18 protein-coding genes are annotated in these 22,088 nt (G+C 58.6%); 15 read left to right on the top strand and 3 right to left on the bottom strand.

The features are described 5' to 3' along the window. Positions 1-14 precede the first annotated feature (14 nt). The 6 genes from C5750_RS18355 (at position 15) to C5750_RS18330 (ending at position 9,821) form a co-directional block, all read left to right on the top strand. Positions 15-875: an NADPH-dependent oxidoreductase gene (locus C5750_RS18355; protein ID WP_105735361.1), complete on the top strand. Its 861-nt coding sequence runs from the start codon at positions 15-17 to the stop codon at positions 873-875. 162 nt (positions 876-1,037) lie between these two features. After that, positions 1,038-2,171 (top strand): non-hydrolyzing UDP-N-acetylglucosamine 2-epimerase, encoded by a 1,134-nt coding sequence (gene wecB, locus C5750_RS18350; RefSeq protein WP_105735360.1) that lies wholly within the window; start codon positions 1,038-1,040, stop codon positions 2,169-2,171. Positions 2,172-2,210: 39 nt separating this feature from the next. Beyond that, complete coding sequence (locus C5750_RS18345; RefSeq protein ID WP_105735359.1) at positions 2,211-4,436, top strand: cellulose biosynthesis cyclic di-GMP-binding regulatory protein BcsB; 2,226 nt, start codon at positions 2,211-2,213, stop codon at positions 4,434-4,436. A gap of 14 nt (positions 4,437-4,450) precedes the next feature. Further along, positions 4,451-6,601, top strand: coding sequence for a glycosyl transferase family protein (locus tag C5750_RS18340; RefSeq protein ID WP_105735358.1), 2,151 nt, complete (start codon positions 4,451-4,453; stop codon positions 6,599-6,601). Continuing rightward, positions 6,601-8,946 carry an NfrA family protein gene (locus C5750_RS18335; RefSeq protein ID WP_158531354.1) on the top strand — a complete coding sequence of 782 codons (2,346 nt, stop codon included), beginning with the start codon at positions 6,601-6,603 and terminating at the stop codon, positions 8,944-8,946. Before C5750_RS18340 ends, C5750_RS18335 begins: the two co-directional genes overlap by 1 nt. Then, on the top strand, positions 8,946-9,821 hold the full coding sequence (locus tag C5750_RS18330) for an alpha-amylase family protein (RefSeq protein WP_105735356.1): 876 nt from the start codon (positions 8,946-8,948) through the stop codon (positions 9,819-9,821). The genes C5750_RS18335 and C5750_RS18330 overlap by 1 nt, the downstream gene beginning before the upstream one ends. 125 nt (positions 9,822-9,946) lie before the next feature. Here the strand turns inward: C5750_RS18330 and C5750_RS18325 are convergent, their stop codons facing one another. Together C5750_RS18325 and C5750_RS18320 are read right to left on the bottom strand one after the other, a co-directional pair. Beyond that, positions 9,947-10,801 (bottom strand): MurR/RpiR family transcriptional regulator, encoded by an 855-nt coding sequence (locus C5750_RS18325; RefSeq protein WP_105735355.1) that lies wholly within the window; start codon positions 10,799-10,801, stop codon positions 9,947-9,949. Between the two features lie 62 nt (positions 10,802-10,863). Then, entirely contained in the window at positions 10,864-11,940 is a 1,077-nt protein-coding gene (locus C5750_RS18320) for a polyamine ABC transporter substrate-binding protein (RefSeq protein ID WP_105735354.1), read from the bottom strand. Positions 11,941-12,099: 159 nt separating this feature from the next. On the opposite strand from C5750_RS18320, the gene C5750_RS18315 reads away from it, so the two are divergent. From C5750_RS18315 to C5750_RS18300, 4 genes are read left to right on the top strand one after another with little or no spacing between them, the layout of a single operon-like run. Further along, on the top strand, positions 12,100-13,209 hold the full coding sequence (locus tag C5750_RS18315) for an ABC transporter ATP-binding protein (RefSeq protein ID WP_105735353.1): 1,110 nt from the start codon (positions 12,100-12,102) through the stop codon (positions 13,207-13,209). Beyond that, complete coding sequence (locus C5750_RS18310; RefSeq protein WP_105735352.1) at positions 13,206-14,105, top strand: ABC transporter permease; 900 nt, start codon at positions 13,206-13,208, stop codon at positions 14,103-14,105. Before C5750_RS18315 ends, C5750_RS18310 begins: the two co-directional genes overlap by 4 nt. A gap of 9 nt (positions 14,106-14,114) precedes the next feature. Beyond that, on the top strand, positions 14,115-14,948 hold the full coding sequence (locus C5750_RS18305; protein WP_105735351.1) for an ABC transporter permease: 834 nt from the start codon (positions 14,115-14,117) through the stop codon (positions 14,946-14,948). Between the two features lie 16 nt (positions 14,949-14,964). After that, positions 14,965-16,083, top strand: coding sequence for a DmpA family aminopeptidase (locus tag C5750_RS18300; protein WP_105735350.1), 1,119 nt, complete (start codon positions 14,965-14,967; stop codon positions 16,081-16,083). Between the two features lie 10 nt (positions 16,084-16,093). Here the strand turns inward: C5750_RS18300 and C5750_RS18295 are convergent, their stop codons facing one another. After that, positions 16,094-16,768, bottom strand: coding sequence for a GntR family transcriptional regulator (locus C5750_RS18295; protein WP_105735436.1), 675 nt, complete (start codon positions 16,766-16,768; stop codon positions 16,094-16,096). Between the two features lie 312 nt (positions 16,769-17,080). Between C5750_RS18295 and C5750_RS18290 the strand changes: the two genes are divergently transcribed. The 5 genes from C5750_RS18290 (at position 17,081) to C5750_RS18270 (ending at position 22,047) form a co-directional block, all read left to right on the top strand. After that, positions 17,081-18,199 carry an aminotransferase class V-fold PLP-dependent enzyme gene (locus tag C5750_RS18290; protein WP_105735349.1) on the top strand — a complete coding sequence of 373 codons (1,119 nt, stop codon included), beginning with the start codon at positions 17,081-17,083 and terminating at the stop codon, positions 18,197-18,199. 95 nt (positions 18,200-18,294) lie between these two features. Next, complete coding sequence (locus C5750_RS18285) at positions 18,295-19,086, top strand: ABC transporter substrate-binding protein (protein WP_105735348.1); 792 nt, start codon at positions 18,295-18,297, stop codon at positions 19,084-19,086. An 83-nt stretch (positions 19,087-19,169) separates the two neighbouring features. Continuing rightward, the gene (locus C5750_RS18280) at positions 19,170-19,844 is read left to right on the top strand and encodes an amino acid ABC transporter permease (RefSeq protein WP_105735347.1); all 675 of its coding nucleotides are present in this window, start codon (positions 19,170-19,172) and stop codon (positions 19,842-19,844) included. A 60-nt stretch (positions 19,845-19,904) separates the two neighbouring features. Next, a complete protein-coding gene (locus tag C5750_RS18275; RefSeq protein WP_105735346.1) occupies positions 19,905-21,200 on the top strand; it encodes a cysteine desulfurase-like protein in 1,296 nt (431 codons plus the stop codon). 55 nt (positions 21,201-21,255) lie between these two features. Beyond that, a complete protein-coding gene (locus C5750_RS18270) occupies positions 21,256-22,047 on the top strand; it encodes a cyclase family protein (RefSeq protein WP_105735345.1) in 792 nt (263 codons plus the stop codon). The last annotated feature ends 41 nt before the right edge of the window (positions 22,048-22,088 follow it).

The following is a 22,088-nucleotide window of genomic DNA, read 5'->3' as shown; positions in this document are numbered from 1 at the left end:
AACAGGATAGTCCCATGTCTCGACAGGCCCTTCATCGCAGCGAACCACACGATGACGCCGCACTTGGCTCGCTGCTTCAGCGCCGGTACGGCGCGGAACAGCCTCAGCTTGCCGGTACCCCATGGACGGATACGATCGATACGATCCTGTCACACCGCAGCGTGCGTTCCTACCTGCCTGTGCCCGTGGAAGCAGCGACATTGGAGCTTGCGATAGCCGCCGCGCAATCGGCGCCCAGCTCCTCAAATCTCCAGGCCTGGAGTGTTGTTGCCGTGGCCGACGAACAGCGCAAAGCCAGGATCAATGCGATCGCCGGCAGTCAGCGACAGATCGAGCAGGCACCGCTGCTGCTCATCTGGCTGGCGGACCTGTCGCGGTTGCGCGGAATTGCCGGTGGCCAACAATCCACATCGCACGGCCTCGACTATCTGGAGAGCTTTCTCCTTGGTGTCATCGATGCGGCTCTTGCCGCGCAGAACGCCGTCACCGTCCTGGAGTCGCTGGGGCTTGGAACCTGCTATATCGGCGCCATACGGAACGATCCGGGCTTCGTGGCACGGGAACTGGCGCTGCCCGACGAAGTGTTTCCGGTTTTCGGACTTACGGTGGGCTATCCGGATCCGAGCGATGTGACCGGCGTCAAACCCCGCCTGCCGCAGGCTGCTGTTCTGCACAGTGAGCAATATGGCTCCGGTGACGACGGGCCGGATTTCAGCGGCTACAATGATGTGCTGCGTGGCTTTCAACGAAAGCAGCGCATGCCGGAGATCGACTGGACCGAGCAAATGAGCCGGCGCATTGCCACAAAGGAAGCCTTGAAGAACCGGCACAAGCTCAGGGAAGTGGTCAAATCTCTCGGTTTCAAACTCAAGTGATGCCGGCCGCGCTGGATCGGATGAGTGCTTTCAGCCAGCAATGTGCATGATACGCCGTTCGCCGCCGGCAGGCCTCCATATGCACTGCCTCTTGGTAGATTGATCAGATTAAGGTATGTCTAAGGACGGACCAAGCGAATCTACACAAAGGTTGATTGATCCATGAGAGTCTTATCGGTGTTCGGAACCCGACCCGAGGCGATCAAGATGGCACCGGTTGTCAAAACTCTTGCCGCTGAAGAAGATATTGACTCCATAACCTGTGTTACCGGTCAGCACCGCACGATGCTGGATCAGGTTCTCAGCCTCTTTGACATCACACCGGACTATGATCTTTCCGTCATGTCACCCAATCAGACGTTGAATGGTCTCGCCGGCAAAGTCATCTCCGGACTTGATGCCATTTTCGAACAGGTACAGCCTGACTACGTTCTCGTGCATGGCGATACCACCACGGCAATGGCCGCGAGCCTTGCCGCCTTTCACCGCAATATCAAGATCGGCCATGTGGAAGCGGGGTTGCGCACTTATGATCTTGCCAAGCCGTGGCCGGAAGAGTTCAACCGCCGCGTTATCGATGTGGCCGCCGCAAAGCTCTTCGCTCCGACGGCGACAAGCGCCGACAATTTGGAGGCGGAACGGTTGAGCGGCGAAATCCTGGTCACCGGTAACACGGTCATCGACGCATTGGTGGAAACGGCAGGCCGTATCCGGAGCGATCTGAAAATCAGAACACGGCTCGATGCGGAGTTTTCCTTCCTGGACGGCCCGCGCCGCATACTTCTCGTCACCGGCCATCGCCGCGAGAGCTTTGGCGATGGTTTTTTGAACATCTGCAAGGCGCTGGCGGAACTTGCGCGCCGCAGCGATCTGCAGATCGTTTATCCGGTTCACCTCAATCCCAACGTAAGCGGCCCCGTTCATGAGCTTCTATCCGGCCAGCACAATATTCATTTGATCGAGCCGCAGGAATATTTGTCATTCATCTATCTCATGAACAAGGCCGACATCGTTCTGACGGATTCCGGCGGCGTGCAGGAAGAAGCTCCCTCATTGGGCAAGCCGGTTCTGGTCATGCGCGACGTCACGGAAAGGCCGGAAGCTGTGGCGGCTGGGGGCGTCCGGCTTGTGGGCACGGATGTCGTGCGTATCAAGGGAGAGGTGGAACGCCTTCTGGATGATACCGGCTACTATTCCGGCTTTACCCATATTCTCAATCCCTATGGCGACGGCATGGCATCGAAGCGGATCGCCGCGGCCTTGGCAGGCAAGGCGGTTGTTCCATTCGCTGCATGACGAATTCGGTTTGGCACGTTCAAATTAAGCAGGTTCATCATGGTTTGTTTGGTTCGTCTTCGCCGCATCATTCTGTCGTCACCACTTATCTGCGCTGCGGCCAGTTGCGCCAATGCCGGCGAGATTGGCGATGCCGTCAAGTCGCTCGCCGGAGCCGCAACGATCCGCGAAAGAATCAGCCTGAAAGATCTTGGTCTGACCCAGCCTGTCGTGCTCGGTTCCACCGATGCTCGGCGCGAAATCTACCTTCCCGTTCCTGCCAATGTGAGCCTTGCCGAACCAAGTCTCGTGATCAACGGCCATTATCTGCGTGCGGATGGCGGACGAACAACCTATACGCTGGCGCTCGACGGCAATGTTGTTGCCGCGCGATCGCCGGCCGATGACGCGGGCGATGCCAATATCCGCATCGGCGTGGATGGCGCACCGCGTCCGTCCGGCTTTGTACGGCTTGGACTGGCATGGTCGTCCGTCACCGGACGCTTCCTGTGCGATGATGAACGATCCATCGGCAATGTGCTGCAGATATCGCCGGATTCCTATTTCGACTATGGCTACGACCCTTCCGGCGTGAAGGATATTGCCGGAGCCTGGTCGGCCTTGCCGCGCAAGGTGCTGCTGCTGATCGCCGCCGATACGCTTGAAAACGCCAGCTATGATGCTGCCTGGCGTCTGGGCGTGGCGTTGGAACGGGCGGGTAAGGCCGTTGAAATCGTGGCCCTGCCGAAGCCGGGCAGTGAAGTCGATGTAACGGGATTGGACATTCCGGCGCCGCTTGCCGCCGTTCCGGCGTTTGCGGCGCTCGCCAAAGGCGGAAAAATCACCCTTTCAAGCGACGCGGAAGTCGGAGCGCTTTTGCTTCTCAATGCACCGCAAGTGCGGGCCCATATTGCCGTGGCCGATCCGGCGCTGGCCGCCGGGCTCAAGGCGGCGCTTGACGCGGTGGCCGGTGAATTGGCCAAGGCTGATCCCGCGGCCGCGGGAGTGCTCGATGCGCTTTCGACCCGCAATGATACGCTGCTGCAACCGGCCGGGCCCAAGGCTGTAGAGATCCGTACAATGGCGGGCCGCCCGGTCATTGCGGTCGCCCCCGATGCCGCTGCCGCCGCTTCGAACCTCTTCGATTCCCTGTGGAGGCGCACCGCTCTTGCAAGCCGCCTGGTTCTCAATACGGTCGGCAAGCCCGAAATTGGCGCGGACAGTGTCGCGCTCGGTGCGATCGATCAGGCGGCGGGCAATCTCGATGTTGTCGCCCGCGGTGACTGGACGACGACGTTCGACATGGGGGCAGGGCTTTTTGCCGGCAAGGTACCATCGACCATGGATATCGAAGTGGCCGCCGCACCCGGTGCAACGGCCACGTCGCCGGTGGCTTCCGTATTCATCAATGACTATCTCCTCGGCGCCAAGCGCCTCGCCGCCGACGGTAAACCCGAACGCATTTCCGTGGCCGTGCCATCCTACACCCTCTTGCCCCGCAACACCGTGCGGGTGCAGTTCCAGCGCCAGCCGGCAAGCGACAATTGCCGCGAAGTGCCGCAGGCTTTTCCGGCCGCTGTCCTGCCCGGCAGCCGGATATGGCTCAAATCCGCCCCGGCAGCCCAGGACTTCTCCGGAATGGTCAGCCAGCTCTCGGGCGATTCCGTCGTCATGGTTCCGCAGGCCTGGCAGGCAATAGCGACAAGAACCCTGCCGGCTGTAATCCATGTGGCTGATGCGGCTGGAGTATCGCCGGCGCGTGCCGATTTCAGCGCCAGCGCCACCAATGCATCCCTGACGCCGCAAAAGCCGTTTCTCGCCTTCGACGTCGCCGTGGCCGGCGCTGCCGAGGCGGTGAAGGTGGCCGGAGACCGGGTCTCCATCGCGGACAAGAAGGGCAATATTTTCTACGACGTATCGGGTCTTGACCGCATCGCGGTGTTGCAGGCCGTCACGGACATGAAACAGCCCGGTATCAGCTACCGGACCATCGGCCAGGGGCCGCAATTCGACGCCCCGTTTCGCTTTGCCCGCGGGGATATCGCCGTTCTGGGGCAGGAGGGAATCCTGGCTTCGACCAGCAGCAGCGGTGTTCCGCTCTATTTGAACGAAGATGGCAGTCAGGGGGCAAGCAATGAGCCCTTCACCTGGAGCAAGCTCCTTGATCCCGATTTCTGGGCACACAATCTTTCCTGGCTGATTACCGTCATCATTATTGCGGCGTTCCTCCTCCTGCTCCTTCTTGCACAGCGTGCAAGGAAGCGCGCGGGTAGCGATCAGGCATAAGGCACACCCGCCGAATGTCGCTCTACTGGCCCTATCTGATGGCAGACTATTACCGGTGGCTGGAATATTCCGTAATTGTATTTGCCGTCATTATTCTTCTTTCCAGCATCGATGACCTCTTCATCGACGGATGGTACTGGTTCCGCGAAATCCGGCGGGGCCTGTCGGCGAAACGGCACTACAAGCCATTGCTGCCCGAACAGCTGCGTCTCAAGCCGGAGCAGCACATCGCGATCATGATACCGGCCTGGCTGGAATATGACGTGATCGCCTCCATGCTGGAGAACATGGTGAAAGTGCTCGACTACAGGGCCTACACCATTTTTGTCGGGACCTATTGCAATGACTCTGCCACCATCACCGAAGTCGAGCGCATGCGCCGCCGGTACAAGCATCTCGTGCGCGTGGAGGTGCCCCATAACGGACCGACCTGCAAGGCCGACTGCCTGAACTGGGTGGTGCAGGCGATTTTCGCCCAGGAGGCGAAACAGCACATCAGCTATGCCGGTGTGGTGCTGCATGACAGTGAAGATGTGCTGCATCCGCTGGAATTGCAGTTCTTCAACTACCTCCTGCCCCGCAAGGACCTGATCCAGATACCCGTCGCATCGCTGGAGCGGAACTGGTACGAACTTGTCGCAGGTGTCTATATGGACGAATTCGCCGAGTGGCACGGCAAGGATCTCGTGGTGCGGGAAAGTCTGGCCAAGACGGTGCCGTCGGCTGGTGTCGGCACATGTTTTTCCCGGCGCGCGCTTCTCACACTGTCCGCCGAGACGGACAATCAGCCCTTCAATACACAAACGCTGACGGAAGACTACGATATCGGCGTGCGGCTGGCCGCGCATGGTATGCATTCCATTCTGGCACGATTCCCGGTCGAGTATCGCGTCAAGAGCGCGACCTGGTTCGGCTATGGCAAGGCGAGGGAAAGTGTCGTGCGGATGCCGTTATGCGTGCGCGAGTATTTCCCCAATACGTTCCGCACATCCTATCGCCAGAAAGCGCGCTGGTCGCTGGGTATCTGCTTTCAGGGGTGGGCCTATTTCGGCTGGCACGGCTCGCTTGCCGACCGCTATTTTCTCCTGCGCGACCGCAAGGGAGCTGTGACCGCATTCGTGGCAATTTTCGCCTATGTACTTGTCGCACAATATCTTTTGTTCCAATTCGCCTACATGACGGGTTTTTTGGCGGAGAGCTATCCGCCGCTGATGGCCACCAATAGCTGGATTGGCATTCTCCTGGGCCTGAATGCCATTGCGCTGACCTTGCGCATCATACAGCGGTTCTATTTCACCGCCCGCACCTTTGGCTGGGAACATGGGCTCCTGTCGATCCCGCGCATGGTTGTCGGCAATTTCGTGAACTTCATGGCGATGTCGCGCGCGTGGAAACAGTATCTGTCGCACCTTATCATGGGCACACGTCTCGTCTGGGACAAGACGATGCATGACTTTCCCTCGAGCGACGGTCTGGTTTCGGAACGCCGCAAGCTGGGTGAACTGTTGGTGTCCTGGCAGGCGATCGATGAAAAACATCTTCAGGCGGCGCTCGACAAGCAAAGCGAGCGGCATGCTCCCTTCGGCCGCATTCTGGTCGAGGAGGGATGGCTTACCGAAGATATTCTGGCCGAGGCGATTGCCTTTCACGCCGGACTGGACCTGACCTCGATCAGTGAAGAAGAAATTCTTGCGGCAAAGCACCAGCTTCCGCTTGAATTGAGCATCCGTTGGCGCATTCTCGCATTGCCGGACGGTGATGAAGGCACGATTCGCCTCGCAATGGCGTCCCCGTTGCAGGACATTGCGCAGGAGCAGGTCCGCGCGGCCTTGGGTTACGTGCCGCAGCAGTTCATCGTGCGCGACAGGGATGTGACGGCTGGTTTGCGTCTTCTCACCGAGAAGAGCAGGGGCGGAGCGTCGGGGGCCCGGCATTTCGATGCCAATGTTCCGCTCCTTGGCGATTTGCTGGTTGAACGTGGGGATGTTTCGCGGCCGGCTTTTGAACAGGCGATGATGAAATATTCGCCGGAACGGGATGGATTGGTGGGCAGCTACCTCGTGACACAGAACATCATTTCGGAAGATGCGCTGCAATGGGCGTTGAGGGAACAACAGCAGCGCGCAGCGCGAGGGCATGCGGGACCGGTGGAGGAAAAGCGCTGATGGGAAGGACTGCAGCCGCCTTCGGTCTCTCCGGGAATCAGCACAGAACGAGGCTCCATTCCTGTGGTCTGGCTTTACTGCTGGCGCTCCTCCAAGGCACGGCTGCAACCCTGCCGGCACGTGCGCAGACTGCGGGCGAAGGCGTTGGGAACAGTGCACCGCAAGCGGGCAGCACCGAAGACGAACTGCCGTTGACCGGTCCTGCCTATGAGATTGCCAAAGAAGCTTACGATGCCTTTGCCCGCCACGATTATGGCGTTGCCGCTGCACGGGTTCGCGAGGCCATCCGCCAACGGCCCGATGTGGGGCGCTTGCGCACGCTGCTGGTGCAGGCCCTGGCGGCAGCCGGGCAGAGTGAGGATGCGCGAAGGGAAGCGCTGCAGGCGGCAGACGACCCTCTCTTGTCTCCCGCATCCCGCGCGGCGCTGAAGAATTTGGCGGTTACGGACAAAAAGCCGTCCGAGCCGCCGGTAAACGCATCTCCGGCGCAGGGAAGCGGCGCGCCGTCGCAAGCGACGCCGGCGTACCAGGCTGCCGATGCCGCCTATCGCGCCTATGATCGCCGCGACTATGACACGGCCGTCAGCAAGGCCCGGGAGGCCGTTGACCTTGATCCGTCCAATGCGGCCTATCACACGCTGCTTGCCAATGCGCTTGCGGCACAGAAACTGGCGATCCGTCAGCGCGCGCTCGACACATCCGCGGCACAGGCATCGGTACAGTCCCCCGCGGATCGGGCGGCCAATGCCGCCTATGCGGCAATCCGCAGGCAGCGCTATGGCGAAGCGCTCGGCTTCGCGCGCGAAGCGGTCAGGCGGGCGCCGGACAATCGCAATTTCCGTCTCCTGCTCATTCAGACATTGGTACAGAACAGGAGGCAATCCGACGCACTTGTCGAAACCGGCCGAGCCATAAGCCGTTTCGGGCGCACGTCCGATCTGCTGCGGCAACGCGGTGTCCTGAAGGCGGGGCTGGGTGACCAAAAGGGCGCTTTTGATGACTTCAGCGCGGCCTTGCAGCTTCCAGGCAGCAAAGACAGCAAGCGGTTCCTGCGCCTCGCCCTTGCCGATGCAGCGCTGGCGTCCTCCCATCCGGAAGCGGCCTTTGCCGCATTGCAGCCGTTTGGCGCTTCTGCAGAATATGCCGTCTGGATCCGGCGCGGCCGCGCGTTGCAGCTCATGAAGGATTTCGCGGGCGCAGAAGCTGCCCTGGCGCGGGCGCAGCAGATGGCAGCAACACCGCCGGAGCGCGATGAAGTGGCTGCCGCCAGGATTGGCTTGCTCAATGCTGAAAACAAGAAGAGGGAAGCAGCCGGACTGTTTGCGGCATCAAGGGCTGCGGGACAGTTCGCAACGCTCAACACCGTCAGTCTTGGTTATCTTGCCACGCAGGCGGGTGACGACGCGACGGCCCATGAGGCCTTTCAACTGGCGAAGCGCAAAGGAGAGCTGCATGGTTCCCAGCTCATTGATGCGGCCTATGCCGCCCGCCGTGTCTACAGCAATGAAGAAGCGGTTTCCCTGCTGCACCAGGCCATCGATGCGCAGGAGCAGGGGGAATTCAATCTCGAGCCGCAGGCGCTGTTCGGATTGCGGCGCGAAACGGCTGATCTCACCCGGGAATTCGGGGCCTATTCGACGCTGAGCTATGGCAGCAGCGGTGTATCCAATGGCACATTCCAGCCATTGAGCAACAGCGGCCGCATTCTGCAGCTGGGTTCGGAAGTGTATTGGCGGCCCCCGGTTATCGGCTACCGGGATGGGGCAACTTTCGAGTTTTTCGCCCGGCAGTTCACGACGCTGACGGATTCACTGAACGGCCCCACTGGTTTTTCCACCACGCAGGGCAGCGTCGGCGCGCGCTGGAAGCCGTTCAGCCGCTACAACTTCGTGCTGGAAGCAAGCAAGCTGTTCAAGATCGGCAAGTACAGCCGCAACGACACGCTCCTGCGCGCGGCGCTTTCGGACGGTTTCGGTACGGATTTGCGGGTGGATGTGCCTGCCTGGTGGACCGGGCAATATTACGCGGAGGCCGGCCGCTATGTAGAGTCAGGCCAGAATATCGCCAATGGCGAGGCCCGGCTCGGCCGCAGTTTCCGCATGGATTCGATCGACGATCATCTGGTGCTGACCCCCTTCGTGGCGGTCGCGGCAAATTTCGACAGCGATCTTGCCAATGAATTCGCGCTGGGTGCCGGCCCGGGTCTCAATGCGCGTTACTGGTTTCGTGAAGACAAATACCGGGCGCCGATGTCCTATGTCGACCTCACCGTGCAATATCGGGTCAGGGTGGCGGGCGATGACCGGGCTGGAGGGGTCTTTGCCGGATTGAGCGTGGCTTATTGATGCCCGGCTATCTCATCCGCACGGCCATCTGGCTGCTCATCGCTGCCATGCTCGGACTGATTGTCTGGCTTTCCGGAGGGAACATGCTTGCAGAGCGATGGTGGCGTGGCGGCCTTTCCGTTTCAGGCATCGTCTGGCAGGTCGACAATGCCACTGTCGATATTGCCGGAAACTGGCAGGAACTGGGTGCCGATCATCTGCTCATCCAGTGGAGCAGGGTGGATGATGTCAGCTTTGCCGGCAAGGGCCAAGCCGGAATGAAACAACCCGATTGGCTGCGGATTTCCCGCGAACCCTGGGCAAAACATGTCATCCTGGGGTTGGCTGGTTATTTCGATGAGAAGCGGGCGCGGGAGAATGCCCTGCCATTGGCAAGGGAATCCGCCGCATTGGCGAAGACTTCCCTGCCCCTCAGCATCGGGGGATATTATTTCCCCGTGGAGGTGGACCCCACGTGGAAAGAGGCCCCGGAAACAATGAAAGCGGCGCTGGCACTGCTGCCGCGTCCGCTCTGGATCAGTGTTTATGACAGCGCCAATATTGGAGCCCGGCCACTGGCAAACTGGCTGGAAAGCTGGCTTCCCCGCGACGTCGGGGTTTTCCTTCAGGATGGTGTCGGGGTGGAAGCGCGCAGCCCGGCGACAGCGCGGAAATATGCGGATGTGCTTGAAAAGACCCTGGGCCGTGACCGGGTCAAAGTGATTGTGGAAGCTTTCCGGCCATTGTCTGGCGGGAAATTTCGGGCGGCGACGGCGGAAGAACTGCTGCCGCAAATCGCGGCCATGCAAGGGTACGACATCTATCTTTTCGACGGGCCGCATTATCTGGGAAAGGATGAGGTTCTCAAGCTGGCGCGTCTCATGAACAGACCTTAGCTGCTTTTCCAGGAGCAGCGCGCCAGCCGGAGACCGGCTGCGTGCGCTCGACAAATACGCCGATCTGAAAACAGCCTCGATACAACTTTAGGTTTGCCGGGCGGCATCATCGAACCGGGTCAGCATCACGCCTCGAAGTCGCCGAAGCAATTCTGCAGCCTCGTCAGATTGGCCACGCGTTCATTCACCTGTTCGCCGAGGAGAACGATGATATTGCTTACCATCAGGTCCAGAACGGCGGTGATGGTTGCCGCGCCATCCCATAGTGGCCCGTGAGCGCCGGGGAGGATGAGGGCGACATCAGCCACGTCTTCCGCCCACGGACAGAACTCATCGGTCAACAGAATGACCTTGACGCCGGATTTGCGGGCCTCGATGGCCAAGGGACGTGCCTTTGCCGCGAACCGGCGCACATCATAAAGAAACAGGCACCGGTTCTCCACGGAACCGTCGAGCAGTTCGGCATAGGTGCCGTTGAGACCATCGATGAATTCCACCCGCGGCCGCGCATAGGAAAGCTGGGCGGCGAAATACTGGGCGATGCCGCGTACATTCTGAAAAGCCGCCACATAGACCTCCTGGGCCTCGATCAGCGTCGTCACAGCCTGCCGCCATTCGGCCTTCGTTGTCAGTTCGTAGATATGGCCAAGATTGTCGATCTGCTGTTTGATAAGGCCGGCCAGCAATTCGCCATCGCGAATATCTGCCTGCAGGCCTTCGAGAGGTCCCTTGACCTGCCATGCGGGATTGCTGTTCCCGCGCCTGAGTTCATCCTTCAGCTGGTCAAGGCCTTCAAAACCCAGGCGCCGCAGATAACGGCCCACGGTCATGGGGCTGACACCGACCCTGCCGGCAATTGACCGTGCGGTTTCAAACGGCAATTCATTGATGTTGCGTTCGAGATAGCTCGAAATCAGCTTGTCGGAATTGGATTGCCGCATCTCTTGGTGCCTGACGCGTTCCAGTATGAGCTTGCTCATGGGCGGCTCCTCCATCTTGGCCGGGTTCCGGCCAGGTTGGTCTGCTGGCCGGATAGGTCTATTTACTGCGCAGTTTTGACCCGGGTCCAGACCCGGTCGACCTGACGCAGGTTTGCGCCGAGATCTTCAAATATCTGCAGCCGCTTCATCGTCTCTGCCGTCGGGTTGATTTCCGTGCTGTTCTTGATCCTGTCCGGTGTCAATGCCCGGGCCGGGACATTGGGCGTGCCATTGGTCTGTTGGGAGACATTCAGGGCCGCAACCTCCGGCCGGGTGTAGAACTGCATGAACTTGACCGCATTGTCCTTGTTTGGCGCGCTTTTGAGCACGCACATGTCTTCCTGATACATGGTGGCTCCTTCTTCCGGGATAACATAGCCCAGATCTTTTTGATTGCCGAACACGTCAACCATTGAGCCGACGAAAAAATGCGCCGCCGCAACATCGCCCGACTGCACCAACGGCCGTGAGTCATAGGTGAATGCTGCGACCTGCGGTTTCATCGCTATGATCGTATCGGCCGACTGCTGCAACTGCTTGGGATCGGTGGAATTGATAGTGTTGCCATTGAGGATGAGGCCAACCGCAAGCACTTCGCGCATATCGTCAAGCAGCGTGAACTTCAGTTTCTTCTCTTTCACCGTCGCCAGCAAATCATGCCATCCGGTGATGTCCTTGCCGAGAATCTTGCGATTGTACATGATTCCGACCGAACCCCAGGCATAGGGCAGGCAGTATTCGCCCTTTGTGTCGCTCTTGGTGCGCAGGAACGACGGATCGATATTCTTGAAGCCTTCATACTGATTGATATCGGTCTTTTGCAGAAGATCGAGCTTGGCCATGATGTCCTGCATGTGCACCGAGGGAAACACGATGTCGTATCCCGTCGCGCCGCCCTGAATCTTGGCAAGCATTTCCTCGTTCGACGAGTATGTGGCGAGATTGACCTTTATCTTGGTTTCGTCCTCGAATTTCTTCAGGACTTCGGGGTTGATGTATTCACCCCAATTATAGATGTTCAACTGATCGGCTGCGTGAACGCCCGCGCTCCAGCTGGCCAGCATGGTGCCGGTCATCACGGCAATGAATGCATGCCGGCGCACTGTGCCGAGCGCGGATGCGTAACTTTTTTGGGTCATCTTTCCGTTCTCCTCATTCGGCACCTTGTGCCTGTTCTTGGTTCCCTTGCGTGTCTCGTGCCGGCTTCTGACGAGCCGTTGACTTCACGTGCTAAATGATATCTCTATATCAGAAAGGCGCAAGAGTTATTTAAGTAACATGCCAAAGGGGAACACAAGATGCAGGATTCCATTGTTCGAATGGAGAATGCGCGAAAGTCATTTTCGCTTCCGGGAGGCCGGACGATCAATGCCTTGAACGGGATCGATCTTGACGTTCGGCGCAACGAATTTCTGACGCTGCTGGGACCATCGGGTTGTGGCAAGACGACATTGCTTCAGGCGATCAATGGATTCGTCGCGCTGGATACGGGGCGCCTCATGATCGACGGGGAGAACGTGGTCGATACGCCGCCGCATCGGCGGCCAGTCAACACGGTTTTTCAGAATTACGCCCTGTTTCCGCACATGACCGTGGGTGAGAATACCGGTTATGCGCTGGAGGTTGCCCGCGTTCCCAAGGGCGAACGCAAGCAGCGCGTCGATGCGGCTCTGCGCATGGTCGGCCTTGAAGATCTGGGAAGCCAGCGTCCGCGCCAGCTCTCGGGCGGCCAGCAGCAGCGGGTTGCCCTGGCGCGTGCCATCGTTGCCCGGCCAAAATTGCTGTTGCTTGACGAACCCCTGTCGGCGCTTGACCGCAACCTGCGCCAAGCCATGCAGATCGAATTGAAGACGCTCCAGCATGAACTGGGTATTTCATTCATTTTCGTCACGCATGACCAGGAGGAGGCCTTGACCATGTCGGATCGCATTGCGGTTCTGCAGGGCGGCACGATCCAGCAGCTCGATACACCGCGCAAGATTTATGACAAGCCAGCCAATGCCTTTGTTGCCAGCTTCATAGGGGCAAGCAATCTCTTTGAGGGAACCGTCAGCGGGCAGTCCGTGGTGACGGGAGAAGGCGATGTCATTCATTGCCTGCATGGTGTCGAGGCGTTCCACGGCGGCAATCCCGTGACCGCCCTGATCCGTCCCGAACAGCTCTCGCTTTCCGCAGCCGGTACGCCGGATCCTTCCATCGAAATCGAGGTCGAACAGATCGTGTTCGTCGGATCGTCATTCGAATTGTTGGGGCGCACCGCGCGGGGCCGCAAATTGTCGGCGATCATCCCGGCCGCCTATACGGCAAGGATTGCAGCGGTGGAACAGGAGCGCAAGGCCGTGCTGACCTATGATCCCGCTGCCGTCCATCTCATGCCCGGCAATGCCAAAGGAGGGGCTTCCGCATGAATCTCCAGACGCGCGACCGCCTTCAACTCGGGACATTGCTGGGCCCCTTGAGCCTGTTCCTTGCCATTTTCTTCCTTGGGCCGCTCTTCATCATGATGGTGACGAGTTTTCTGGCGCCGGGTCTTTATGGCGGCGTCGAATGGCACTTCTACCCTGACAATTTCGGGCGCATTCTCGGGTTCGCTGATCCGGCTTTTGAGGAATACGATCCGATCTATATCGCGATCTTTCTCCGGTCGATCAGAATTGCAGCCCTGACGGTCATCGTTACGCTTCTGGTGTGTTATCCCGCCGCGTTCCAGATAAGCCGGTTGTCCGAGCGCTGGAAGAATATTAGCCTGTTCCTCATCACGCTGCCATTCTTCACAAGTCTGATCGTTCGGCTTTTTGTGTGGGTTCTGCTCCTGCGGCAAACTGGTCTCATCAATGAGCTTCTGCTGAAAACAGGTCTTATCAATCGGCCGCTCGAGATGATCTATACCGACGGCGCGATCATTGTCGGCATGGTCTATATCTTCATTCCGTTCATGTTCATGCCCGTCTATGCAAGTGTCGAAAAACTTGATTGGTCGCTCGTCCGCGCATCGCAGGATCTGGGAGCGGGTCCGGTCCGAACCTTCCTGCGGATCATCCTGCCGCTCACGCTGCCCGGTATCGTCGGCGGCTCGATCATCGTGTTCATCCCGGCGCTTGGGAACTTTGTCGTCCCGGCGGTTCTGGGCGGCGCGAAGGTTCAGATGCTCGGCAACCTCATCGAACAGCAGTTTCTGTCCGCCCGAAACTGGCCGTTCGGGTCCGCGCTGGCCATGCTTGTGATGAGTGTCATGCTTGTCCTCCTGTTCTTCTATGTCCGGCAGGAAAGCCGCGGCAGCCAAATCCCTGCACCCGGCCGGTAGGAGATAATCATGAAACTCATCAGATCGATCGGACGCAGCATCCTCGCATTCTACACCGTGCTGTTCTTTGTCTTTGTTTACCTGCCACTGTTTCTGATCATGGTTTACTCCTTCAACGCCAATCCCGTGAACATGATGACGTGGTCCGGCTTTACCACGGAGTGGTACGCTCAGGTTCTCGGCTTCAAGACGACGATTTCGGAGAACGCACTCTATCTGGAATCGACGGATCAACTGCTTCAGGCGGTGCGCAACAGTTTGCTGATCGCGCTTTCAACGACGGCGGTCGCCACGCTTTTCGGCACAGCCGCCGCATTGGCGGTGCACCGTTTCCATTTCTTCGGCAAGAGGCTCTATCGCGTTCTCCTGTTCTTGCCCATGCTTATGCCGGATATCGTGCTTGGAATTGCGCTGCTCATCTTCTTTGTTTCGGCCGGAATTCACCTTGGCATCGGAACCATCATCATCGGCCAGTGCACGTTTCTGATTTCGTATGTGTTCATTGTGGTTTCGGCGCGTCTTGCCGGCATGGACCGCACGCTCGAACACGCCTCGGCCGATCTTGGAGCCAATGAGTGGATGACGTTCAGGCGCGTGGTCATGCCTCAACTGATGCCGGGGATCATCGGCGGGGCACTCCTGGCATTCATCATTTCGATGGATGATCTGGTCATTACCTATTTCATCGCCGGCGTCGACGTTACGACACTGCCGATGTTCATCTTTTCCATGATGCGCCGTGGAATAAAGCCGGAAATCAATGCCATTGCGGTGATGATGCTGATGTTCTCTGTCATCATCGCCTCTTTGGGCCTCTATTTCCGGTCCCGCCAAAAATCCTGAACGACGAGACACAATCATGACAAACGACAATAAAACTCCGCGCGCTCGTGAGCTGGGATTGCCTTTCAAGGGAAGAACCGGGCCATTCAATGCGATCACCGATGTCAGGGGCGTAAAGGTGGGGTTCGAGACGATCATCGAGAATGCGCCACGGGCAGGCCGCCAGCTGCCGGTACGCACGGGCGTGACGGCAATCATACCGCATGCCGAGGATGCCGAGCCTCCGATCGTGTATGCCGGTATCCACCGGTACAACGGAAATGGCGAGATGACCGGGTCGCATTGGATCGAGGATGGCGGCTATTTTCTAGGGCCGGTCCTGCTGACGAACACGCACAGTGTTGGGATTGCCCATCATGCCGCGATCAAGTGGATGCTTGAACGTTATCCCGATACCTATAATGCCAGAGACCTGTTGTGGGTGATGCCGGTCGTTGCGGAAACCTATGATGGCTTGCTCAATGACATCAATGGCCAGCATGTGACGGCAGAGAACGTATTTTCCGCGTTGAATTCTGCGGCTGCCGGTCCCGTTGCCGAGGGTAACAGCGGCGGGGGCACCGGAATGATCACCTATGGCTTCAAGGGCGGAACTGGAACGTCCTCCCGCGTCGTGGAAATTGGTGAAACAGAATACACGCTGGGCGTGCTGGTGCAGGCCAATCACGGCCAGCGTGACTGGCTGACGATCTGCGGCGTTCCGGTTGGACAACATCTGCGTGACGGCACGCCAGCCAGCCAGCTCAGGGAGCGCGGATCGATCATTGTCGTCGTGGCAACCGATCTGCCGCTGGCACCGCACCAGCTTAAACGCATTGCACGCCGCTGCACCATCGGAATTGGCCGTAACGGCACGCCGGGCGGCAACAATTCAGGCGATATTTTCCTCGCCTTCTCAACGGCCAACAAACAGCCGATGCGTCACAAGTCCGGCACACACCTGCCGCTCGAGATCATCAATGACGAACAGTTTGACCCAATTTATTCGGCTGTTGTCGATTGCGTTGAAGAGGCTGTCGTCAATGCGATGCTGGCGGCGGAAAGCCTCGGGGGCACGTCATATGACCGGGTCCGGGTCGATGCGATCAATGCCAAGACGCTGGTGGATCTGCTTGCGCGGTATCAGCGTCTGTGAACGCTGCCTGCTATTTCGGGCAAAGAGCGCGCAAGACATCCTGCGTCGCGCGAATATCGGCAATGACTTCGTCCCTGGCGCGGGCGAAGTCCTTCTGCCGCAGGGCCTCGACAATGGTGGCGTGGCGTCCGGATGGTTCCGACTCGCCCGCGCGGATCAAGGGTGCCACATGGGTCGAGAGCATGCGCATGTAAGGTCCGAAACGCAGCCATAATGTCTCAATGAGCTGATTGAGGACGTCGGACCCGGAAGCCCGGTATATGGTGAAATGAAATTGCTGGTTCTTACCGATGAGCGTGTAGATATTTTCCTGGCGGCCGATTGCCCGCTGCTCCGCAACGATCTTTTCGAGAATCTCGAGATCCGCTTCCGTTAAAAGCGGGGCTCCAAGTTCCGTTGCCAAAGCTTCCACGGCAATGCGCGCACGGCAAAGATCGTCCAGCCTTGCCACGGTAACGATGGGAACCCGTGCTGAGCCGTTCGCGGCAATCTCCAGCGCATTTTCTGCGGCAAGGCGGCGAAGCGCCTCACGCACCGGCATGTTGCTGGTGCCGAATGTCTCGGCCAATCCGGCGATGGTCAGGCTTTGAGCAGGGTCGAACTGTCCATTCATCAAGGCCTGGCGCAATTGCTGATAAACGCCGTCCTGAATGGTGGTGCGTGAAGAAACCGGCCCAAAACTCATTTCCACCTGGACATTTCCTTCTTCGCTGCGCCGGTGTGCGTTCCCCTGCATTCGGGAACAAATCCGCCGGGCTGTTCACTCTATGGCTGATAGCCTGAAACAGGTAACGATTACAATCAAGCAAAGCTGTCACGAGGCGCCATGGTCCAAGAGAGCCGAATTTCTTTGAGGCGCTCAAGGCCGCAGCACATCCGCCCGGCATCTTTCCCGCAAGCTGAATGCGCAGAACCGTTTTTGCAAGATGCAGGTGAGGGGCAATTGACGGTTTTTTAGATTTGTGATCAAATGATCACAAATTGACAAGAGGCGGGCATGTCAGGCTATTTTCTCTACCATTCGATCGGTACCTTTCCTGGCAAGGCAGCCGCCGTGAGCACCGCGCTGACGGCATTTTCACAGGTATGGTGTGCGGAAAATGACGGGCAGTGGCCTGCGGCACTTGCCGCGCGGCAGCGGTTCATGGATGCATGGGCCGGACTGATCGGCGCACCGGCAGGCTCGCTGACAACGGCTGAGAACGTGACGGCCGCCCTGTACAGCCTGATTGGCGGTCTTCCCAAAACCGCACTTTCCGGGCGCCGTTTCCTCATTGCCGAAGACTGCTTTCCGAGTCTGCATTTCATGCTGGCGAAGATTGCCGGCCGTTTTGGTTTTGTCCTCGATACCGTGCCGCTGCGGCCGGGGGAAAAATGGGTTCGCGATGACGATATGCTTGCGCGCTGGCAGGACGACGTCGGCGTCGCGCTGCTGACATTCGTTACCTCCACTGCCTCACATCGTTGCGATATCGGGCGGCTGGCACAGCACGGACGCCGCATGGGCACGATTGTCGGTGCCGATATCACGCAGGGCGTCGGCGTCGCACCCTTCTCGCTCACGGCAAACAATGTGGATTTTGTCGTCTCCACCTCGCTCAAATGGCTTTGCGGAACCTCAGGTGCCGGTATTCTACAGGTAAGGCCGGAGCTGCTTGCCGATTGCGAGCCGGAACTTCGCGGCTGGTTCAGTCAGGAAAACCCTTTCTCCTGGGACCTGAACCGCTTTTCCTACGCATCGGATGCCCGCCGCTTTGATCATGGGACGCCAGCCATATTGGCGTCTGTAGCATCCCTGCCGGGCCTTGAATGGGCAATCGGCACGGGCGTCGATGCCATCGCCGCCCAGAATGCTGCCCTGACCAGCCTTATTGTAGAACAGTCATTGGAAAACGGCTGGTCCCTCGGCTCACCTCTGGATCAGGGCAGGCGAGGCGGGAGCGTCATGCTTTCATTGCCGGAGACTATTGATGCGGCCCGTCTTGTTTCGGTCTTGCGCGAGCAAAGCCTGTATTGTGATGCACGCGGATCGACCCTGCGTCTTTCCCCCGGATTTGCGACGAGCCGCAGCAACGTTGATGAGCTGTGCCATTCGCTCAAGCGGATGATCCAATGACATGAACACCCGATGGAGACCATGACGCCCGAATGAAGATGAGGGCATGAGCCTGAGAGAAGACAACTGAAACGGTAAAAACAGAGGGAAACAAAATGCTGAACCGTTCACGTCTAATGGGAATCCTTGTTGCAGCAAGTTTTTTTGCGGCCGCCTCGGCGAGCGCTGAATCAATCGTTGTCGGAGCCTATCCGGCAAACCCGCCATGGGAATACAAGACAGCATCCGGCGATTTCGAAGGATATGAAATCGATGTGGTGCGCGAGGTCGCCAAACGCCTCAACCTGACCGCCGATATCCAGGATATGGGATTTCAGGCGCTGTTTGCGGCGACGAATTCCGGCCGCATCGATTTTGCTATTTCCTCGATTTCGATCACGAATGAGCGGCTGAAGAATCAGTCTTTCACGCAGCCCTATTATGACAGCGATGGCACTGTGGTCGGGAAATCCGGCTCGGCGCTCAAGTCACTCGATGGGCTGAAGGGAAAGACCATTGGCGTGGTGGCCGGATCGACCGGGGATGCCTGGGCAAAGGCCAATTCCCAGAAACTCGGGATCACCGAAGTCAAGAGTTACAACACGCAGCAAGACCTCCTTATGGAGGTACAGAATGGGCGGATTGACGGGGGTGCAGGCGAACTTGCCGGCTTTCAATATGCCATGACAAAAATGCCGGGATTGCAGATACTGGTGCGCATTCCCACCGGCGAGCGTTTTGCGATGATGGCAAAGAAAACGAGCCCGCTGATCGAGAAGGTCAACGAGACGATTTCCGCGATGAAAACCGATGGCACGATGGCTGGAATTCATACGAAATGGTTCGGCACCGCGCCGGAGCCGGGCACCAGCACCCTGACCGTATTGCCTGTTCCAAAGGCTCAATAGCGATTGGCATTCTCTGGCCGGCATTGCGCCGGCCAGCACAACCGCGTGCTGACCAGAGGCCTCTTCAAGGCGCAGGTAACCCGATGGAACTGATCAATACCTTCTTCAACTGGGAAATACTGGTTGAGTCATTCCCGATCCTGTTGCGCGGGCTCGGTAACACCATCTTTCTGGGATGCGCGGCCATTGTCTTCGGCTGCGCAGGCGGCCTTGTCTTGTGCCTGATGCGGCTTTATGGGCCACGCTCGCTGAAATATGCGACGGTCTTCTATATCGATATTTTCCGCGCCCTGCCCATATTGGTCATTCTCATCCTGATCTATTACGCGCTGCCTCTAGCGGGCATCCGCTTCACATCGTTCACATCCGCCACGATTGCCTTGTCCATGGTGCTGGCGGCTTTCACCGCCGAAGTGTGCCGTGCTGGCATCGAGAACATCCCGCGCGGGCAGTTCGAAGCGGCATCTGCGCTCGGTCTGCCTTTCTGGGTCACCATGCACAAGGTCATACTTCCGCAGGCAATCAAGATCGTCATTCCGCCGCTCACCAGCAATTGCGTGTCGATCTACAAGGATACGTCGCTCGCTTCCGTCGTTGCCATGCCGGACCTTCTGAAGCAGGCGACCGATGCCCAGGCCCTCATGGCCAATCCGACACCTCTGGTCGGAGCAGCCATCATCTATCTTGCATTCCTTTGGCCGCTCGTGCGGCTGGTCAGTCACCTTGAGGAACGCAGCAAGCAGCAGCGCTCGCGATAAGCAAGCGGCATCAACAACTCGACACATCGGCACAGCCGCCGAACATCAAGGGAATCCGTCATGCCCCATACCAACGAAATTGAGTTTCCGGTCAGCACTGTGCGATCGATGTTTCCCGCCTTGCAGAAGGCCGGTGAATTCATTTTCTTCGACAACGCGGCCGGGGCTCAGATCCCGCAAAGCGTGCTTGATGCCGTTCAATCGCATCTGGTCGACTTCAATGTTCAACGAGGCGGCCGTTATGGGCGCAGCGTGCAGGTCGACAAGGCCGTTGCCGACGCGCGGGAAAGTGTGGCGCTGCTGATTAATGCGCGCGACCCGCAGGAAGTCTGTTTCGGGATGAATGCGACGTCCTTCATTCGTCTGGTCAGCCTCGGCATCGGCCAGATGCTGGGTGAACGCGATGAAATCATCGTCACCGACATGGATCACGATGCCAACATCGCTACCTGGCTGGCGCTGGAGTCCGCCGGGGCAAAATTCGTCTGGTGGCGCATGCGCGAAGATGGAAACCTGCATGTTGACGACCTTGTGCCACTGGTGACCAGTCGCACCCGGCTCGTGGCCTGCACCGTTACCGCCCATTCGATCGGGTCGATCGTCGATGTCGCGTCGGTTGCCAGAGTTGCGCATGCGGCAGGCGCGGAAGTGTTCCTCGATTGCGTGCATTACGGGCCGCATGGGTTGATCGACGTCCAGGCGTGGGATTGTGATTACCTCGTCTGTTCCGGCTACAAGAATTTTTCCCCGCATATGGGCTTTCTCTGGGGACGCTTCGAAACACTGAAGCGCTTGCCGACGTTTCGCGAGGATTTCATTCCCGATGTGCCGCCCTACAAGATCGAGGCTGGAACATTCATCTACGAGAATGTTTCGGGAATGGATGCCGCGGTCCGGTATCTCGAATCCATCGGCCGCAATTTCGCTCCATCCAACAACAGGCAGCGCCGTGACAACATCGTGGCCGGCATGAACAAAATCCGCGCCTATGAACTTCAGCTCGCGGCCGAGATGTTGCGCGTACTCAAGGATTGCGGCGCAACCATTTACGGCATTGACGACATGGCGCGTATCGATCAGCGGGTTCCGACCTTCTGTTTCAATATTGGCGATCTGTCGCCGAAGCTCGTCACCGAAGAAATGTCCGGCATGATGATCGGCATCCGCGACGGCCATATGTATGCACCGCGCCTGATGAAGCGGCTGAATCTGAGCATGGACAGCGGCGCAGTTAGGCTCTCCCTCGTTCACTACAATACGATGGAGGAAATTCACCGGTTCGAGAAGGCGCTCCACATCCTGATCGAGCGTCATGGAGCGCAATCACAAGGTGCAAAGACTGCCATTGCGCGGTAGCATCGACAGCGGGAACAGCGACTGAAAGAGCGCGGAAAACGAGAGGAACATTTCAATGAAAACCAACGAATTGCTTGGCCAATTGGCTGACCTGCTGCTGTCCGGCGGTGTGGAGGTCGTCGACCTCGCAGCGGAACTCAGTCCGCAAACGCCCCTGATCAAATTGCCGCCGGAACTTGCCGTGGACACGCCAAAGATCGAGATTCACGAGATATCGGCCTATGACAAGAATGGTCCGTGGTGGGCGTGGAACTGGCTGAAACTCGGCGAGCATTCCGGCACGCATTTTGATGCGCCGCGGCATTGGATCACCGGTAAGGATTACGCCGACGGGTCGACCGATACCATCGCGGTCAAAAATTTTGTCGCGCCCGTCAATGTCATCGACTGTTCAAGGGAAGCGGCTGAAAATCACGATTTCCTTCTGACCGCCGATCATGTGAAGGCATGGGAGGAAAAGCACGGCGCCATCCGCCCCGGCGAGTGGGTCGTGATGCGCACGGACTGGTACAAGCGCAATGCCTCGGAGGTTGATTTCCTCAATGCCAACGAGACGGGTCCGCATACGCCGGGACCAACTGCCGAAGCCATCCAGTACATCATTGCGACCGGCGCAATCGGCTGGGGCAGCGAGACCATTGGCACCGATGCGGGGCAGGCCGGCGGCATGACCCCGCCGTTTCCGGCGCACAGCCTGATGCATCAGGCCAACCGCTATGGCCTTGCCAGCCTATGCAATCTGGACCGTTTGCCGGCAAAGGGCGCGATCCTCATCGCAGCGCCGCTGAAGATCAAGAATGGCACCGGCAGCCCGACCCGCGTGCTGGCGCTCATACCCAAGGCGTAGAAATGGCGGCGCGCGGACTGGCAATCTGATACAGGAGAACT

It is taken from the genome of Phyllobacterium myrsinacearum, assembly GCF_002980555.1.
In the GTDB taxonomy this organism is placed as follows: domain Bacteria; phylum Pseudomonadota; class Alphaproteobacteria; order Rhizobiales; family Rhizobiaceae; genus Phyllobacterium; species Phyllobacterium myrsinacearum.
This window is presented reverse-complemented; position numbering and strand designations above follow the sequence as displayed.

Excerpts from the sequence above, each read along its gene's own strand:
- C5750_RS18355 (WP_105735361.1), top strand. The coding sequence starts at position 15 with ATGTCTCGACAGGCCCTTCATCGCAGCGAACCACACGATGACGCCGCA.
- wecB (WP_105735360.1), top strand. The coding sequence starts at position 1,038 with ATGAGAGTCTTATCGGTGTTCGGAACCCGACCCGAGGCGATCAAGATG.
- C5750_RS18345 (WP_105735359.1), top strand. The coding sequence starts at position 2,211 with ATGGTTTGTTTGGTTCGTCTTCGCCGCATCATTCTGTCGTCACCACTT.
- C5750_RS18340 (WP_105735358.1), top strand. The coding sequence starts at position 4,451 with ATGTCGCTCTACTGGCCCTATCTGATGGCAGACTATTACCGGTGGCTG.
- C5750_RS18335 (WP_158531354.1), top strand. The coding sequence starts at position 6,601 with ATGGGAAGGACTGCAGCCGCCTTCGGTCTCTCCGGGAATCAGCACAGA.
- C5750_RS18330 (WP_105735356.1), top strand. The coding sequence starts at position 8,946 with ATGCCCGGCTATCTCATCCGCACGGCCATCTGGCTGCTCATCGCTGCC.
- C5750_RS18325 (WP_105735355.1), bottom strand. The coding sequence starts at position 10,801 with ATGAGCAAGCTCATACTGGAACGCGTCAGGCACCAAGAGATGCGGCAA.
- C5750_RS18320 (WP_105735354.1), bottom strand. The coding sequence starts at position 11,940 with ATGACCCAAAAAAGTTACGCATCCGCGCTCGGCACAGTGCGCCGGCAT.
- C5750_RS18315 (WP_105735353.1), top strand. The coding sequence starts at position 12,100 with ATGCAGGATTCCATTGTTCGAATGGAGAATGCGCGAAAGTCATTTTCG.
- C5750_RS18310 (WP_105735352.1), top strand. The coding sequence starts at position 13,206 with ATGAATCTCCAGACGCGCGACCGCCTTCAACTCGGGACATTGCTGGGC.
- C5750_RS18305 (WP_105735351.1), top strand. The coding sequence starts at position 14,115 with ATGAAACTCATCAGATCGATCGGACGCAGCATCCTCGCATTCTACACC.
- C5750_RS18300 (WP_105735350.1), top strand. The coding sequence starts at position 14,965 with ATGACAAACGACAATAAAACTCCGCGCGCTCGTGAGCTGGGATTGCCT.
- C5750_RS18295 (WP_105735436.1), bottom strand. The coding sequence starts at position 16,768 with ATGAGTTTTGGGCCGGTTTCTTCACGCACCACCATTCAGGACGGCGTT.
- C5750_RS18290 (WP_105735349.1), top strand. The coding sequence starts at position 17,081 with ATGTCAGGCTATTTTCTCTACCATTCGATCGGTACCTTTCCTGGCAAG.
- C5750_RS18285 (WP_105735348.1), top strand. The coding sequence starts at position 18,295 with ATGCTGAACCGTTCACGTCTAATGGGAATCCTTGTTGCAGCAAGTTTT.
- C5750_RS18280 (WP_105735347.1), top strand. The coding sequence starts at position 19,170 with ATGGAACTGATCAATACCTTCTTCAACTGGGAAATACTGGTTGAGTCA.
- C5750_RS18275 (WP_105735346.1), top strand. The coding sequence starts at position 19,905 with ATGCCCCATACCAACGAAATTGAGTTTCCGGTCAGCACTGTGCGATCG.
- C5750_RS18270 (WP_105735345.1), top strand. The coding sequence starts at position 21,256 with ATGAAAACCAACGAATTGCTTGGCCAATTGGCTGACCTGCTGCTGTCC.